Raw genomic sequence first — 16,233 nt, 5'->3', positions numbered from 1 at the left:
AGCCTTGGCTTGTCGAGAAACCAATTTCAATTATACGGGGTTATCCCGACTCCGTAAACAAAGCGGCTGATGAATCTTCAGCCGCTTTAACTATTCATATATTATATTATACTTATTCTGTATTTTCGCCAAGATAAATTCTTATTGTAGACCCTTGTTTTACTTTAACACCTGGATCTGGGGCTTGATTTATTACTTTATCCCCATTTCCGGCAATATCAAGCTTAAGGTCGATGAGCTGGGTTTGCAACTCTTTTTTGCTGAGACCCACGACGTCAGGTACCTCGACCATGACGGGATCCGTCCAGACCGTCTCCTTCTCAATCTGGTTTTTCCTTGGCTTGACGCCCATGGCCCTAAGTGAATCCTCCATGATATTCCCAACGATCGGTGCGGCAACGACCCCGCCGAATTGTACCGTTCCTTTCGGATTATCCACAGCTATATAAACGACGATTTGTGGATCATCCGCTGGAGCGACACCAATGAATGAGAGAATATAATTATTTTCAAGGTATCTGCCATTTTCAGCTTTTTGGGCTGTACCCGTTTTCCCGCCGACGCGGTACGACTCCACGAATGCTCCTTTACCGCTTCCTTGGGCGACAACGGATTCAAGCGCTTCCCGGACTTTCTTCGAGGTTGCTTCTGAAATCACCTTTTTCTTCGCCTGAGGGGTCTTTCGCATCAGCACTTCCCCATTTTTTGGATTCACGAGTTCCTTCGCGATAAATGGTGTATACAAAGTCCCGCCATTCACGGCTGCCGATACCGCTGTCACCTGCTGAATGGGCGTTACGGCTACACCTTGTCCAAACGCAGTAGTTGCCTGCTCAACCGGACCCACTCGATCCATGTTGAACATGATTCCTTTTCCTTCTCCGGTTAAATCAATTCCCGTCTTTTGACCAAAACCGAAATCATTTATATATTTAAACAGCTTGTCTTTACCAAGCCGGTTCCCTAATTCCACAAAACCCGGGTTACATGAGTTCTCGACCACTTCAAGAAAAGTTTGATCCCCATGTCCTCCGCTTTTCCAGCAATGCAGCGTTGATCCTGACACTTCCACATGTCCGGAATCATAAAAATGTTCCTTTTGTAAGTCGACCTTCCCTTCCTCAAGCGCCGCAGCAAGCGTGATGATCTTAAAAGTCGATCCCGGTTCATATATACTCCAAACTGGTAAATTACGATTATACACTTCTGAGGGGACATTTTGAAAATTGGCAGGGTCGAAGGTTGGCCTGCTGGACATTGCCAATATTTCCCCAGTGTTCGGGTCCATTGCAATGGCAATTATACCATCGGGATCATATGTCGCCTCCGCATTATCGAGCTCCCTCTCCACAATTGTCTGGATTTTGCTATCGATGGTCAGCTTCAAATTATCACCATCAACAGGGGGCTTATAGTCATCGGCCATATTCTCAAGCCTTTTCCCTTTCGCATCGGAGTAAAATTTAACGAATCCTTTTTCCCCACTTAGTTCCTTATCATAAGACAATTCAATACCCATCAACCCTTGATTGTCAGAGCCTGTAAAGCCAAGAACATGTGAAAGGTATTCACCAAATGGGTAATGGCGCTTTGAATCTTCAGCGATGTATACGCCCTTTATCCCTAATGCTTTAATTTCCTTCGCCTTTTCGTGAGATATCTTTCTGCCTTCCGGAATTCTGACGCTCATCGCCTGTTTCGTTAACCATTGATAAGCCTTTTCCTTTGTCATATCCAATATTGAAGCAAGCTGTTCCGCCGTCTCCCCAGGATTCTCAATCTGTCTAGGGATGACATAGACTGTTGGCGCAGATATATTCGTTGCCAGCTCGACACCATTCCGATCAAGGATTTCTCCTCGTTTGGCTTCAAAAGGAATATTCCTGCTCCAGGAATCTTTAGCCAGCCCCGTCAACTTATCCCCTAGATAAAACTGTACAATTCCCAATCGGATATCAATGATAAAAAAAACAACGATACCGATCGCCAAAGCGATTGCCAGCCGTTTTCGGACAGTAACATTCGAAACACGCAAAAACAGGCACCTCCATTTCATACATGCTTCAATATATGCTTGTCTACTCGATGCTAGACTAGAAACTTTGAAAGAAATAAAGAGGGAATCCATTTGGATCCCCTCTTTATCTTCACTCTGTTTTCTCTTTTGTCGCTATATCTTCACCAGCCCCATCAGGCTGGGATAATTCAATATTGAAGGTTTCCCCTTCATTTACCTTTTTCCCGGCCTCAAGACTCTGTTTACTCACGTATCCAGTACCTTCGGTTTTCAGATCCAGTTTTGCAACCTTAGCCAATTTCATGACATCGCGCAAGGACCATCCCTTCATGTCAGGGACTTTCATTTCGCCTTCCGTCCTGAGGATTATCTTTTCACCCTGTAAGAGTACACTCCCCTCTTTCGGGGATTGGTCGAGCACTTTACGTCCACTTCCGATCGTACTTACATCATAACCAAGTTCCTTCAGTTCTGTAACAGCTGAACTCTCGGTTTGATTCGTATAGTCTTTGATTTTATTTGCTTTTTGTTTTTTAACTTCTGAAGGTTTTATGTTTAGATATTGCAGGCTATTTTGCATGACAGGATTAAATATCTCTGACAATGGATCAGCCCCAACATAAGATACACCTAACTTGGGCTGCTTTACCGCCACATACATGACCAACTGCGGATCATCTTTTGGAGCCATTCCTAAAAAGGAGAACACATAGTTATTTTTCCCTTCTAAATATCTACCTGTCGGACCCGCAATTTGTGCAGTACCGGTTTTCCCCGCTACTTGATATCCATCAATGGCATATTTTTTCCCTGTTCCTTTTTTCGCGGAAATTACAGTTTCCAAATAATCACGTACTTGTTTTGCAGTTTCTGCCGAAATCGGTTGCCCTGTCACTTTCGGCTTGGTCGTTTTCAAATTTTTTCCGGTATCCTGATCGGAAATGCTTTTTATCACGTACGGCCGCATCATTTTTCCGTCATTGGCTATTGCGGATGCAGCTTGAATTTGTTGAATCGGTGTAACGGTCGAACCCTGTCCAAAGGAGGTAGTCACTTTTTCAAGCTTATACTTGTATTGAATTTTACCGGTTATCTCGTTTGGCAGGTCAATTCCCGTTTTTTTATCAAATCCGAACTTAGTCAAATACTCACGGAACGTATCGGCTCCTATTTTATCCATTGCAAGTGTGGCAAAAGCGACGTTCGAGGAACGTTGAACCCCTTCCAGAAAGGTCATGCTCTTCCCTCTTTCGATTCCGCTATGATCCCCGATTTTACCCGATCCGGCTTTATAGGTTCCTGCAACAAAGCTTTCATTCGGATTAAAGACCCCTTCCTCAACAGCCGCGGCAAGGGTGAATGTTTTCATGGTTGAACCCGGTTCGAAGGTTTCTTCAATTGCCAGGTTACGCCATGTATCCGTTAGCCCGACTTTCGTTGTCGGATGGAAGGTAGGCCTTTGCCCCATCGCCACTATCTCCCCCGTTTTGGGATTGGAGACAATCGCTATGATTTGTTCGGGATCGTATTTTTCCTGCACTTTGCTCATCGAGTCTTCCAGGAACGTTTGTATTTTCTTGTCGATCGTAAGCATGACATCATTGCCATTATCCGGAGCAACGACCTTTTCCTTCTTATCCGGTAAGAGGAAACCCCATGAGTCACTGTCATATGTCAGCTTCCCATCCGTTTCCTGCAATTCTTTATTGAGATACCTTTCGATGCCGAACTTACCAGCCATTTCTCCCGTTTCTTCATCCTTTTCTACATAGCCAATCAGATGGGAGGCGAAAATTCCATTCGGATAAAAACGTTTATTCGTCCTTCCGAATGTAATTCCCGGCAGTTCCAATTTTTCTATTTTCTGCTTGACTACCTGAGTCAAATCCTTGCCGGCACTGCCAAACTCCACTTGGTATGCCCCTTTTTTCGTAAGTCTTTCATAGATGTCCTGTTCATCCATGTCGATATATTTAGCAAGCTCATTCGCCGTCTTCTCCGGATCCTTGACATGCTCCGGCTCCTTTTCACTAAGTACTGCCCTTAAGATATAGGAGGAAGTATCCTCGGCGATGACTTCACCTTTTGTATCGAGTATGCTTCCCCTTTTAGCTTCTATTACCTGTTTTTTTTCATATTTCTTGTCGATTTTCGAAGCCAGTACCTCCCCGCCAGCTGTACCAGTCACCTGAATATACAAAAAGCGGCAGATTAAAACAAAAAAGAGCAGGCCGAATAAGAAGAATAATCCGGCTGCCCCATGCTTCATATTTTTTTGTTTCTGCATTATCACTGCACACCCTTCACATTATTCTCATTTAACTTGAACCCTAGCGCTGCAGCTTTTTTCCAAATTCTCTCGTATGTACTAAGTTCAGCAACCTGCACTTTCAAATCATCATTTACTTTACCCTGTTCTTCAATCGACGTTTCCACTAGCTGGATCTCTTTATTCGTTTCATAGATGGCCGCTTGATTAGAGACTATTTTCACTCCCATGAAGGTAACCATGATAGCAAGGGCACAGAGTAAGAAAACTTCACCAATGGATATCTTCGCTTTACGGATGACCACTGTTTGCTGTGCCTGTTGCTGCTGTTGGTCTTCATATTGCTGTTCTTGTACTTTTTTGGCTATGGAACTCATTCATGTTCCCCCTCACTGATATTTTTCTGTAATCATTGCTTTTCGGCGATTCTTAGCTTAGCCGACCGGGAACGATTATTCCCTTCCAATTCTTCTTCTGAAGGTAAAATCGGTTTTCTCGTAATTATTTTCATAGTTGGTTTGTATTCATCCGGGATAACTGGAAGTCCAGGTGGAAGATCCGGCATGCTACTGGCCTTTTTAAATACCGTTTTACAAATTCTATCTTCGAGCGAATGGAATGTAATTACAGATATTCTTCCCTCTTTATCCAAAAGCGAAATGGCCTGCTCCAGGGAATCTTCAAAGACACCAAGTTCGTCATTCACAGCGATCCTTATTGCTTGGAACACTCGTTTCGCAGGGTGTCCGCCTTTACGTCTAGCCGGGGCCGGTATCCCATCCTTAATTAATTCCACAAGTTCGAACGTCGTTTCAATCGGTTTTATTTCACGTGCCGCTTCAATTTTCCTGGCAATTTGTTTCGAAAACTTTTCTTCTCCATATTGGAAGAAAATTCTCAGCAAATCATGGAATGACCAAGTATTCACGACATCATAGGCAGAAATGGCTGCACTTTGGTCCATCCTCATATCCAATGGTGCATCATGGTTATAGCTGAAACCACGCTCCGGTGTATCCAATTGCGGGGATGACACACCTAAATCATAAAGGATCCCGTCCACTTTCTCGATTCCCCGGGCATTCAACTCTTCTTTTAAGTATTTAAAATTATTAGGAACAAGAACAATACGTTCGCCATAGCTTTCCAATTTTTCCTTAGCATTCCGAATCGCCGTTTCGTCCTGATCAAAAGCATAAAGCCTGCCTTTGTCAGAGAGCTGTGAAAGTAAGTATTCGCTGTGACCGGCTCCTCCTAAAGTACAATCCACATAAATTCCATCAGGTTTGATGTTCAATCCATCAACCGTCTCTTTTAATAACACTGTTGTATGTTGAAACATGCTAGACATCCTTCCAATCGGTTATTGAGTGACTCTATTTCTGAGGGCAGCCTTAAATATCAAAGCCAATCATATTTTCTGCTATCTCAGCGAAAGAATCCTCCGAAGCTGAAAAATAGTTTTCCCAAAGGGATTTGCTCCAAATCTCAATACGATTGGTAACACCAAGAATTACACATTCTTTTTCCAATTGGCCATATGAAGTAAGCGGCGTGGGGATATTAATTCGCCCTTGTTTATCAATTTCGCATTCGGTAGCTGCAGAAAAGAAAAAACGGGTAAAGGCTCGGGCATCTTTTTTTGTTAAAGGCAGGGCTTTCAGCTTTTCTTCTAGCAGCTTCCACTCTTCCATAGGGTAACCAAATAAACATTGATCGAGTCCGCGGGTAAGGACAAATTGCTCCCCGAGATTTTCCCTGAATTTCACCGGGACTATCAAACGGCCCTTTATATCGATGTTATGATGGTACTCTCCCATGAACATACCCACTACCCCCACATTCTAATCTCAATGTACCACATTCCCCCACCTTTCTCCACTTGTTTTTACTTTCTCCTTCCAAGTAAAAATTACCTTCTTTTCTTATTAAGTTTATTTAGCCAAATTATTCAAAGAAACGTGCATTTCCCTCGAATGCACTCAAACTTAGACGCAGGCCCACTATTACTGTCGAAGCCCCGCCTGACAAGTACTCAGGAAACAGAAAAAAAGACAGGCTTAAGCACCTGTCTTTTTTCACATTTCAATCCCTCCATCAGGATTGGTTTGTGGCAACCGTATTCAAAATGATCTACTCCCCACTTTTCCCCAAAACGGATGGTTTTTCTAAATGAAAATCAATTTATGCTGATTATTGAAGCGATAGTCCAGTTTCATCATATCCCTTACGAGTTCTGGCCCGTATTGATTCAAGTAATAAAACACATTCCAAATCCTCTCCTGGGGTGATTCAAGAGGGTACAGCGAATTTGCTATCCGATCATATTTTTTCAAGATGACCGAATGTCGTTCCTTTGTACGGTCACCGATTTTGCCATACATGAAATTCAATTGCTTTTGAATGAATTCAATGTTCTTGTTCAACATCGGCTCGAGCCCCCTATCCAAAGAGACAGCGTGGACAAAAAGCTTTTCATGGTTCTCTTCAAGCTGTGATTTCAGCGTCCCGAACAGGGTGTCAATCGTTTCATCTTTAACGGAATCAAGGTAACTTTCCACAGCATTAGCGGTTCCTTCAGTCAGAACAGTTTCCAAACTGAGTTCCATTTCTTCAAGGTCGCTTTGGATACTCCGCTCCACCAGCGTGATATTCAACCTAGGAATGATTGGCGGCATCTTCATGGAAAACAACTCAAACACCTTTTTTAATTCTGCCCAATAGGCTATTTCCCCTGGCCCAGAAACGAATGCCAATACAGGGAAAAGCATTTCCTGCATGAGCGGGCGTGTAATGACATTGTTGCTTAATCGTTCTGGATGATTTCTCGCTATCTGCAAGAGTTCATCCCCGTTAAATGATACCTCACCGTTTTTTCCGCTGAAACCGCCTTCTACACGTTCGAGTAAACATCGATCTTTTTTTTCTGGATCATAATAAAATAAATTAGCGGCGCCTTTATCCATTTCAATCATTTTTGCATACCCTTTCGCATGCATGAATGATTGCTGTTCCTCGACCACTTCAGCAATCCGTCCACTTTCATTGACCATCGATTCAAAGTATGCCTTCTCAATTCGCCTTAAATCCGGATCTCCGGCATCGACTAGTAAAAGGCCATATTCTTTGAACCATTCATGAATCAGCTCGGCGAAGAAATCGACGAAGGTATTCGATCTCTTAATGGTTTCCTTCATATCAATCAGGAGTTTGTTCGTAAATTCCGTTTCTCCATAAGTTTCAATGATTTCCTCAAGCCACTTCTCTGCCTTTTCCGTTTCCAGCTCCACATCAGAAACCATTGTTTTATATGGCTGGTAGGAAGGATACGTTTTTTTATCGGGTTTTCCGTTTTTCATAACATAAACATGATTGACCTCAGCCAAATCATGATCTTCTCCAGCTATCCAAAAAACCGGAATGACTGGCTGCCCCAGTTTTTTTTCCTGTTCTTCCGCAAGCTTAATGATCGATATCACTTTATGAATGGTATACAGCGGCCCTGATAATAACCCAGCCTGCTGTCCTCCAATCACAACAACGGAATCATCCCTGCGCAGCCTTCCAATATTACCCTTAACTGCCTCACTGAATGAAAGACGAGACATGTATTGTTGTATGTAATCCGACAATTCATCACGTGAAAAAGAGCGGTTCATCAATTCTTCATATCTATTGTGATAAATGTCAGGCTTAGACAAGTCATAGTGAAAATAATCCTCCGTTTCAAGACGGTTTTGTAAATAGTCCGATGCAAAACGGTTTAAAGATGGTAACGCGAGATCTTTCATCTCCATTTCTGTTCTCCCTTTCTCTGCAACTACAATTCTTTTTAGAGTATAACATTCCGGTTTAAGAAAACAAAAGAAGTTGCCCAGCAGCAGAAAATTGATGCGATGTTCTATGTTATGTAGTCAATATCTTCGTAATACTTGTAATTATTCCAATGGAAAACAATAGAAGGTAAGCCACGAAAAAAAAGGCGAAGTTCACTCTCCAAAAACCCTTTAATACCTTATGGAAAATGATTTCTTCTTTTACCTTGTAATGGACAAGAACCACCACAAATGCGTTGATGAGCATGATGAGCATGATCACCCAAATAATTTGCATATCCCAGATCGTAATGATCAAATAATGGACGGATAATACGAACAGCAGCGTACTCATGTCCATCGCAAATTGAACGGAGCGCCGATGGTTTCCAGTGAATTGTTTGGCACCTATAAAAAAAAGTATATACCCTACGAAAGGCAAGGTAATAAATATCGCGGCAAGGCTTGAAACTACGTACGGCACATCCTCATCCCCCCTGAGACTCTTTTCCTTTGACCATCTTATATAGAGAAGACGTCAGGCAATCACTTTTCCCTTTACTCTTTGCCTCCGAGAGGATATGACCCAAAATGGCATCAATTTCCGTTTTACGACCATTTTCTAAATCTTTTAGCATGGAAGATCGATTTTCAGCAGTTGCCATGCAAACGGCTTTCACATGTTCAAATGACTCATCCTTATTTTGAACTTCCAAAATACCGGAGATTTCTTCAAAAAGTTCTTGAAATAATTGGTAGTAAAAAGAGTTAGTGATTAAACCGCCATTTTCCACACCAAGTATCGCCGTTAATGGATTTATCACCGCATTGACGACAAGCTTATCCATCAGCATCGAGTGAAAATCTTCACTCTTCGTAAAAGGAAAATGATCGATCCTTTCATTCACTAGCGATAGTTGCTCAAGTTCCCCGCTAAAGGAAGCGATTCTTGTCATGCCAAGTCCCGTATGCTGAACGGTATTCCCGTCATGTTTCAATGCTCCATGCTCCACTACCCCCACATATATGGTAGGGGATTGAAGCTGCTTTAAATAAGAAATATGCCCATAGCCATTCTGCAAGAATAGCAATGGAACCTGAAAATCTTTGATCCTAGGCAGTATTTGCGGCAGGTGATATTGCTTGACGGCCACTATAAGAAGATCCACATCCGATATCCCTTCATCCAGCCCCTTGGACATGATGCCCGTCTGCAGTCGGCTTTCACCATCCGCAATAAGACGGATTCCATCACGTTGGATGATGGACGCCTGATCCGCAGTATGGGTATAGAGAGTCACATTATGCTTTTCACTTAAACGGGACGCAAACAGCAGCCCTATGGCCCCTCCGCCAATGATTCCAATTCTCATGATAACCTTCCTTACTTTTTGAAATATATTTACTATTTTATCACATTATCTTTTTTAGCCTGCACGAATTTTCCCATCGTTGGAAAACACAGCCATTCCGATTGGATGAAACGATGGAACTGCCATTAACGATGGCTCGTCATAAAATACCAATGGAAAGAATGATTAATACGCCATTGAAGATATAATATTTTCTTCTTTAAGTGTTAATTTAATGGTATATTAGATACGAAAAGCTTAGCCATTTTGAAGACTTTACAGGAACAAAAGATAACTCCAAACTCACCCCAAAAGAAATTGAAGGGAAAAGGGCGGGGAATAAAAGGCTATAAGCATTTAGTAAGCTAGGATAAGTCGATGATGTCATACTAGATTTAACCTAAGTTGAAATTCCACATGGCAAAGATCAGTGGGATGACTTTCAAAGGGTACTATCGGAAGAGGTTTATCAGAATTAAGGGGGAGCTTTTTTATGGAATACAAGGTTGAACGATTACTTGTAAATTTTAAAACGCTTGAGGAATTCAAAAAATTCAAAGAATACGGGATACAGGAACTGTCCATGCTAGATGATTTAGAAGGTAACATCATTGAAAATGACAGCCAATCACCTTTTTACGGAATCTTTTATGGCGATAAACTTGTAGCTCGAATGAGCCTTTATAAAAGAAGCGCTAAATTCGACCAGTATTTTGACAATTCCAGGGATTTCCTTGTTCTTTGGAAACTTGAAGTCCTGCCTAACTATCAGAAAAAAGGTTATGGAAGAGCTTTGGTCGAATTCGCCAAAAGCCTGAACATGCCTATCAAAACTAACCCAAGAGTCCATTCACAAGACTTTTGGAAAAAGATGGGTTTTTCTGCTGTTTCCTATGATTTGGACAGGGACCTCGGAGAAAACCCGCTGATTTGGAGCCCTTTTGACGTACAAGATAAGAAAGAAATAGATACACAAGAATAAGGAAGCATCAAGAAAATGCGGGCGGATTTTCCCACCCGCATTTTTTATTTATTGACCCTTTCCAAATTACCATTCTTATCCATTTGGAAACTCACCTTCGGATTCGCCTTTTCGTCCTCCTGGACACTAAGTTTTCTTGCGCGCTCCATGATCTGCATTAACGCACGATAATCTTCCTCAACAGCTTTCAGGTTTTCCTTAAGCAGGACATTCTCTTCCAGTAATCGGACATTTTCCCGTTCAAGAAATAGGGAACGCTCAGAAATCCGTTCTTTTTCCTTATTATCAAGCTGAAAGAATTCATCCATTTTGGTTAAATATAATATAACTTCCTGAAGGGTAATAGATTCTTTATCTTCATGCTCGGGCGTTATTTCTTCAATCGTGACATTTTCGACCGTTGCAATCGAATCCCTTTCCACTTCAGGATTATTGACTACCTGTTCTTTCCTTTGTTTTTTCGCCAGCTCTATCCCTGATTTATATTGCTTCCTAACAAATGAATTCCAACGGAACCCACAAGCAGCAGATGTCCTCGATAACTGTTTCCCCACTTCTTCAAACGCCTTTAATTGTGTACTGCCTTCCCGTATATGCCTCAGTACCACTTCAGCCAACAACAGATCCTCATCATGAGTCCATGCATCTTGTCTCGCAATCGTCATCTCTCTACCTCCTTAGCAAGTTTTAATTCATAATATGCACATGCTAGGAAAGATAGAAGATATATAGAGCGTGTAATATTTATTTTTTCTTATTTAGAAAACGCTCGACTGCAGCATGATGCTCATCACTCGCCCACAGTTTGGAACATTCCCGGATTTCCGCATCCATTCTTCCTTTAAGCCCGCTATCCTGCCATTTATGTACCAGCAATCGTTTATAGGCCATCAATACCCCTGTCTCATGGCGAAGAAAATCTTCCGCAAACCATTCCCATCCATCCGTACCTTCTCCGACTATCTCATCTACGAAACCAAGTTCCTTCGCTTCCTCAGCTTTATGTACTTTTGCATCCAATAATAGCTTTAGCGCTTTTTGCTCTGGTATTTTTTCAAGTAAAAGCGAAGCTCCGCCCCAGCCAGTCGTTATTCCTAGAGTACCTTGTACAAACCCTAGCCTAGCTTCCCTCTTTGCTAACCTGAAATCACAAGCTGTCGCTATTTCGCATCCGCCGCCGAAAGCACTTCCATTGATTAGCGCTATTGTCGGTTTTGGGAAAACTGCTAGTTTATACAGAATTTCACCCATTTTCGATAACATAGCAAAGGCCTCTTCTTCTGTATGCAAATCCTGAAATTCCCTTAGATCCCCGCCTGAACAGAACGCCTCAGAGCCCGCCCCGGTCAGGACCAGCAACTTAACTTCATCATCGCATGCTGCTTCCGATAATATCGACTCAAGTTCGTCCATCAGCTGATAATTCACGGCATTCCTTTTCTCCGGTCTATTAAATAGGAGCTTCATGAAACCGCGTTTACCCTTTTCAACTTCAATCACCTGATCCATGTATACACCTTCTCCAAAATCACCGGCAAACGCGAATGATTCGAAATATTCTGCCAAATATATTTGTAAAAAAAGCACAGAGAAAAATCCCTGCGCTTTGATTAGCGTGTTGCATCAAGAGAGCTAAGCTCTCAAGTAGGTCAAGAAATTATTTTGCGACAACTTCTTTTCCTTTATATGTTCCACATTCTTTACAAACGTGATGTGAAAGAGTCATTCCACCACAGCTCGGGCATTCTACCATACCAGGTACTTGAAGCTTGAAGTGTGTACGACGTTTTCTTTTTACAGTTTTCGACGTTCTTCTAAAAGGTACAGCCATTATTCCCACCTCCTTAAAAAATATAAAAAAGCTGGAAAAATCGGATTAACGATTTTTCGTTCCAATCAAGATTCTTTATTGTTGTCAAAAAAGTCGGCAAGCTTTGCAAATCTCGGATCAACCTTATGCTCATTTTCCTCTTCGGAAATAACAGCCCAGTCTTTCCCAGATTGAGGAGCAGCTTCATTCGAATCGACATCCTCACAAAAAACCTGCATCGGAATTTCTAGCAATAAATTTTCTTTAATTACCGGTATTAGGTCTACAACGTCGCCTTCCACAACAGTGACATCATCTCCGTAGAAATCTGTGCCATCTGCCTTTAAAAGAAAGGTTTCCTTTGTATCAATATCAATCGGATATTTAACGTCTACCAGTGTACGGGAGCAAGGTAATGTTAATTCACCTGAAAGATGCAAGTGAAAAGTAATCTCGGTCGAGCTGATATCAGCTCTTCCTTCTACTCTGATCGGAGAAACATCGCGAATTTGCGGGTCTCTTTCTCTAATGTCCAAGACATCCACCAGTTCATCAAACCGTAAATCTTTGTCCCGAATTTTTTGAAGTTGACTAATCGTCCATTTCAAATGAAATCACCTCAAGGCAACAAAAATAATTATAGCTTTCAATTATAAGTTTGTCAATATTTTTTCTTTACACTATAATGTAGTCATCCTAACTGATTGTCTAAGTTTTATGAATCATTTTCTAACAAAAAATCCAGACGATTACTTATAGTAATTTTACTTGAAATACTATTTTAGCACTAAGTTGATAAAATACAAAGTTTTTCTCTGAGGTGAACGAATGAAAGCTTGCGGTTTAGTAGTCGAATATAACCCTTTTCACAATGGACATGTTTTACATGCAAGAGAAAGTAGAGAAAAAACAGGGGCAGATGTCGTTGTCGCTGTTATGAGCGGGCCCTTCTTACAGCGTGGCGAGCCCGCTATCGTCAGCAAGTGGACACGCGCTGAAATGGCCTTGAATGGCGGCATTGACCTTGTCATTGAGCTGCCATATGCTTTCGCGACACAGAAGGCTGAAATATTTGCAAAAGGATCTATTGCTCTTTTGGAATCGCTAGGCTGTGACTCCTTTTGCTTCGGAAGCGAGGATGGCAAAATTGAACCATTCATCATCGCCCACAGAATCCTTTCGGAAAATTCCGCTGCATTCGATGCCGCAATCAAATCGGCCATGGATGCCGGTAATAGTTATCCGTCAAGTGCTGCCCAGGCTTATCGTTCGATCATCCATGGTGATGCGGCATTGGATTTGACGAAGCCGAATAATATCCTTGGAAAAGAATATGTAAGTGCTGCCCTTTCAAACGGCTACTCCATTCGTCCTTATACGATTCAAAGGGTCGCTGCAGGATATCATGAAACAAAGTTGTCCAAAGACCCTATTGCCAGCGCAACGGGGATACGTAAAGCCATCCATGAACACCAGGAATTACATTCTGTTTCCAGTTATATTCCTCAAGCGACGATGAGTGGCCTTGAGCAATATTTAACGCGCTACCATGCCTTGCATGACTGGGAAATGTATTGGTCCATGTTGAAATACCGTATACTTTCTTCCTCTTTAACCGAATTGGCAGGAATATACGAAGTTGAGGAAGGCATAGAGCACCGAATGAAGGAGATGGCCAAACAATCTTCGAGCTTTTCTGGATTCATGGCAGCGCTGAAGACAAAACGCTACACATGGACACGGCTGCAGCGGATGTGTGTCCATATATTGACGCATACATTCAAGGAACAGGTAATTCATAATGACCAACCGGCCTATATCAGACTTCTTGGCATGAATGGCCGGGGGCAAGAATATCTTCGTTCTGTAAAAAAAGGCTTGCCACTCCCTCTCATCTCTAAACTTTCTTCCTATCGGAAGCAGGACATCGATTCGGACTTGCGAGCAGCACAGGTGTATGCCCTGGGCTTGCCCGAGCCGCATCAAGCTGCATTGATGAAACGTGAATATGAATCTCCCATCATTTTCAAATGAAGAAGGATTCAAGCTTGGCTGTTTCATCCTTAAGTGTAAAAAGCTAATCATGAAAAAAAGCGCAGACAGTAGATGACTGCCTGCGCTTTTTTTCATTTTCCTTTTCCATTTAGCTTCGTTAAATAGGCTACTGCATCTTCAAAGTTGTCAACCGGCACGATCTTCATGTCAGTGTCAATATCCTTTGCTGCAATGAGTGCATCTTCATAATTCGAACCTGCTGCTCCGTTTTCATTCGGGGCAAAGAATATCTCGGCTCCAGACTTATCGGCTGCAACAATTTTCTGTTGGATTCCGCCAATTGGACCGACTGTCCCATCATCAGACATCGTGCCCGTACCCGCTATGTCATATCCACTTGTAAGATCGCCTTTCGTTAATTGATTATAAATTTCCAACGAAAACATTAAACCAGCCGAAGGACCGCCTATATGTTCTGAATCTATGGCAATCGCCGGTTTTGTGTTCACCCTTCGATTGTCATCCAGCGAAATGCCGATTCCTACCCTATTTGGATCATTTTTAAAAGGCTGCAAAGAAAGAACGGCCGTTTTCTCCGTCTCTTCCCGCTTATAAACGATTTTAACTTCATCTCCGGCCTTCTTTTCATTAATATAATCCATGAATTCCTGTGCAGACTTGAATTTAACATCATCAACTTGAATGATTTGATCGCCCGCTTTCAGCTCTTTTGCTGCAGGCATTCCTTTTAGCACGTCCAAAACATATACACCCAGGTACTCGTATTCGACTTCTTTCCCTGCTTTTTCATATGCGATCTTAATGGCATTATTTTTAGAACCATCCATTAAGTGGAGCTGCCTGATATTATATTCTTCATCTGTTTCATCTTCGCTTCTGATGGAGGCTTCCGGATAAAGCTCCTGATATTTGCTCCACTTCGCCATCATGTAGGAATATATATTTGCCCGGCCCATCCTTACAGTGGTTAACATAAAGCTTCCTTTTGCTTCATCTCCCCCGGATACCTCAATGATTGGCTCCAATTCTTTAGCCATTCCTGGTTTCGATACATAAAAAGGTAGGGAATAAAGGGCTGATGCTATGAGAAGTATAGCCACCACCAGGAAAGTGCGTACATACGTTTTACGGCTCATCTTCAAAGGACTCCTTCCAAGTAACAATGCTCTGCTTAATTTGATCAATCTTACCTCTTGCTGCTTCTTCTCCAATACTAATTATTTCCTGTACATTTGTAAATGATTTCGAGCTGTATTTCTCAACCCTGGGGCGTATCATGACGTCTGAAGCAAACTCCCTGCTTTTAACCAGCTCCATTTGCAGGATATCGAGGCTTTGCATGATGACGTCATATATGGAGTTTATCTCCATATCCTGTTTCACGTGAGCTACATCCACACCAATTATGATGTCTGCTCCCATATCCTTCACAACTGAAACAGGAACCCTGTCAACTACGCCGCCATCAACAAGCAATCTGTTTCCGATTCTTTCGGGGATGAAAATCCCGGGAATGGAGATGCTTGCCCTTACAGCCGGGGCGATGGGACCTTCCTGAAAAATGACCTTTTCCCCCGTTTTTATATCAGTGGCTACCACCGCCACAGGAATATCAAGTTCTTCAAATTTCTTGCCATATGTAAATACCCTGATTAAATCCTTTGTCCGCTTACCCGAAATGAAGCCCATCTTAGGTATGGTGAAGTCCAAATAATACTTCCGCTTAAATGCACGGGACAACTTATACAGCCTCTCGATATCCGACCCCGCTCCATAAAAGGCTGCAACCATTGCTCCCATGCTGCTTCCAGCAATCATATCTATCGGAATGCCTTCTTGCTGCAATACCTTTATCACGCCAATATGTGCAAACCCCCTAGCTCCTCCTGACCCAAGTGCAAGCCCGACTTTTGGTTTCGACAAAGATATCCCTCCCGCTTTAACTAGTTCAAAATATTGAAATAACACTCAT

At 42.3% G+C, this 16,233-nt stretch carries 16 protein-coding genes; 2 read left to right on the top strand and 14 right to left on the bottom strand.

What is annotated here, in order from left to right; genetic code table 11:
* Nucleotides 1-112: 112 nt before the first annotated feature.
* The 8 genes from NYE65_RS20040 to NYE65_RS20005 all read right to left on the bottom strand — a co-directional run bounded on the left by NYE65_RS20040 (nucleotide 113) and on the right by NYE65_RS20005 (nucleotide 9,474).
* Nucleotides 113-2,035, bottom strand: a complete 1,923-nt coding sequence (locus tag NYE65_RS20040) for a stage V sporulation protein D (protein ID WP_340861515.1) — start codon at nucleotides 2,033-2,035, stop codon at nucleotides 113-115.
* A 112-nt stretch (nucleotides 2,036-2,147) separates the two neighbouring features.
* Nucleotides 2,148-4,304, bottom strand: a complete 2,157-nt coding sequence (locus tag NYE65_RS20035) for a penicillin-binding protein (RefSeq protein ID WP_340861514.1) — start codon at nucleotides 4,302-4,304, stop codon at nucleotides 2,148-2,150.
* Between the two features lie 2 nt (nucleotides 4,305-4,306).
* The gene (ftsL, locus tag NYE65_RS20030; protein WP_063576915.1) at nucleotides 4,307-4,663 is read right to left on the bottom strand and encodes a cell division protein FtsL; all 357 of its coding nucleotides are present in this window, start codon (nucleotides 4,661-4,663) and stop codon (nucleotides 4,307-4,309) included.
* A 32-nt stretch (nucleotides 4,664-4,695) separates the two neighbouring features.
* Entirely contained in the window at nucleotides 4,696-5,628 is a 933-nt protein-coding gene (rsmH, locus tag NYE65_RS20025; RefSeq protein ID WP_340861513.1) for a 16S rRNA (cytosine(1402)-N(4))-methyltransferase RsmH, read from the bottom strand.
* A 52-nt stretch (nucleotides 5,629-5,680) separates the two neighbouring features.
* Nucleotides 5,681-6,112: a division/cell wall cluster transcriptional repressor MraZ gene (mraZ, locus tag NYE65_RS20020; RefSeq protein ID WP_034313914.1), complete on the bottom strand. Its 432-nt coding sequence runs from the start codon at nucleotides 6,110-6,112 to the stop codon at nucleotides 5,681-5,683.
* A gap of 342 nt (nucleotides 6,113-6,454) precedes the next feature.
* Nucleotides 6,455-8,083, bottom strand: a complete 1,629-nt coding sequence (gene bshC / locus NYE65_RS20015; RefSeq protein ID WP_328177642.1) for a bacillithiol biosynthesis cysteine-adding enzyme BshC — start codon at nucleotides 8,081-8,083, stop codon at nucleotides 6,455-6,457.
* Nucleotides 8,084-8,192: 109 nt separating this feature from the next.
* Nucleotides 8,193-8,585, bottom strand: coding sequence for a DUF3397 domain-containing protein (locus tag NYE65_RS20010; protein WP_034313918.1), 393 nt, complete (start codon nucleotides 8,583-8,585; stop codon nucleotides 8,193-8,195).
* 4 nt (nucleotides 8,586-8,589) lie between these two features.
* Complete coding sequence (locus NYE65_RS20005) at nucleotides 8,590-9,474, bottom strand: 2-dehydropantoate 2-reductase (protein ID WP_340861512.1); 885 nt, start codon at nucleotides 9,472-9,474, stop codon at nucleotides 8,590-8,592.
* 472 nt (nucleotides 9,475-9,946) lie between these two features.
* On the opposite strand from NYE65_RS20005, the gene NYE65_RS20000 reads away from it, so the two are divergent.
* Complete coding sequence (locus NYE65_RS20000; protein ID WP_034313924.1) at nucleotides 9,947-10,435, top strand: N-acetyltransferase; 489 nt, start codon at nucleotides 9,947-9,949, stop codon at nucleotides 10,433-10,435.
* A 44-nt stretch (nucleotides 10,436-10,479) separates the two neighbouring features.
* Here NYE65_RS20000 and NYE65_RS19995 read toward each other — a convergent pair whose 3' ends face one another.
* The 4 genes from NYE65_RS19995 to NYE65_RS19980 form a co-directional block, all read right to left on the bottom strand.
* Nucleotides 10,480-11,100, bottom strand: a complete 621-nt coding sequence (locus tag NYE65_RS19995) for an RsfA family transcriptional regulator (RefSeq protein ID WP_034313926.1) — start codon at nucleotides 11,098-11,100, stop codon at nucleotides 10,480-10,482.
* 79 nt (nucleotides 11,101-11,179) lie between these two features.
* Nucleotides 11,180-12,022, bottom strand: coding sequence for an enoyl-CoA hydratase/isomerase family protein (locus tag NYE65_RS19990; protein ID WP_328109764.1), 843 nt, complete (start codon nucleotides 12,020-12,022; stop codon nucleotides 11,180-11,182).
* A gap of 70 nt (nucleotides 12,023-12,092) precedes the next feature.
* Nucleotides 12,093-12,266 carry a 50S ribosomal protein L32 gene (gene rpmF / locus NYE65_RS19985; protein ID WP_034313929.1) on the bottom strand — a complete coding sequence of 58 codons (174 nt, stop codon included), beginning with the start codon at nucleotides 12,264-12,266 and terminating at the stop codon, nucleotides 12,093-12,095.
* Between the two features lie 65 nt (nucleotides 12,267-12,331).
* Nucleotides 12,332-12,853, bottom strand: coding sequence for a YceD family protein (locus tag NYE65_RS19980; protein WP_034313932.1), 522 nt, complete (start codon nucleotides 12,851-12,853; stop codon nucleotides 12,332-12,334).
* A gap of 220 nt (nucleotides 12,854-13,073) precedes the next feature.
* Here NYE65_RS19980 and NYE65_RS19975 point away from each other — a divergent pair, with 220 nt between their 5' ends.
* The gene (locus NYE65_RS19975; protein ID WP_063591697.1) at nucleotides 13,074-14,279 is read left to right on the top strand and encodes a nucleotidyltransferase; all 1,206 of its coding nucleotides are present in this window, start codon (nucleotides 13,074-13,076) and stop codon (nucleotides 14,277-14,279) included.
* Nucleotides 14,280-14,371: 92 nt separating this feature from the next.
* On the opposite strand, the gene NYE65_RS19970 is transcribed toward NYE65_RS19975, so the two are convergent.
* Together NYE65_RS19970 and NYE65_RS19965 are read right to left on the bottom strand one after the other, a co-directional pair.
* Nucleotides 14,372-15,397, bottom strand: a complete 1,026-nt coding sequence (locus NYE65_RS19970; protein WP_063576921.1) for a SepM family pheromone-processing serine protease — start codon at nucleotides 15,395-15,397, stop codon at nucleotides 14,372-14,374.
* On the bottom strand, nucleotides 15,387-16,184 hold the full coding sequence (locus NYE65_RS19965; RefSeq protein ID WP_034313939.1) for a patatin-like phospholipase family protein: 798 nt from the start codon (nucleotides 16,182-16,184) through the stop codon (nucleotides 15,387-15,389). Before NYE65_RS19965 ends, NYE65_RS19970 begins: the two co-directional genes overlap by 11 nt.
* Between the last annotated feature and the right edge of the window lie 49 nt (nucleotides 16,185-16,233).

It is taken from the genome of Peribacillus sp. FSL R5-0717, assembly GCF_038002945.1.
In the GTDB taxonomy this organism is placed as follows: Bacteria; Bacillota; Bacilli; order Bacillales; family DSM-1321; genus Peribacillus; species Peribacillus frigoritolerans.
Note: the sequence above shows the minus strand (reverse complement) of the source record. Positions and strands in the feature narration are given on the sequence as shown.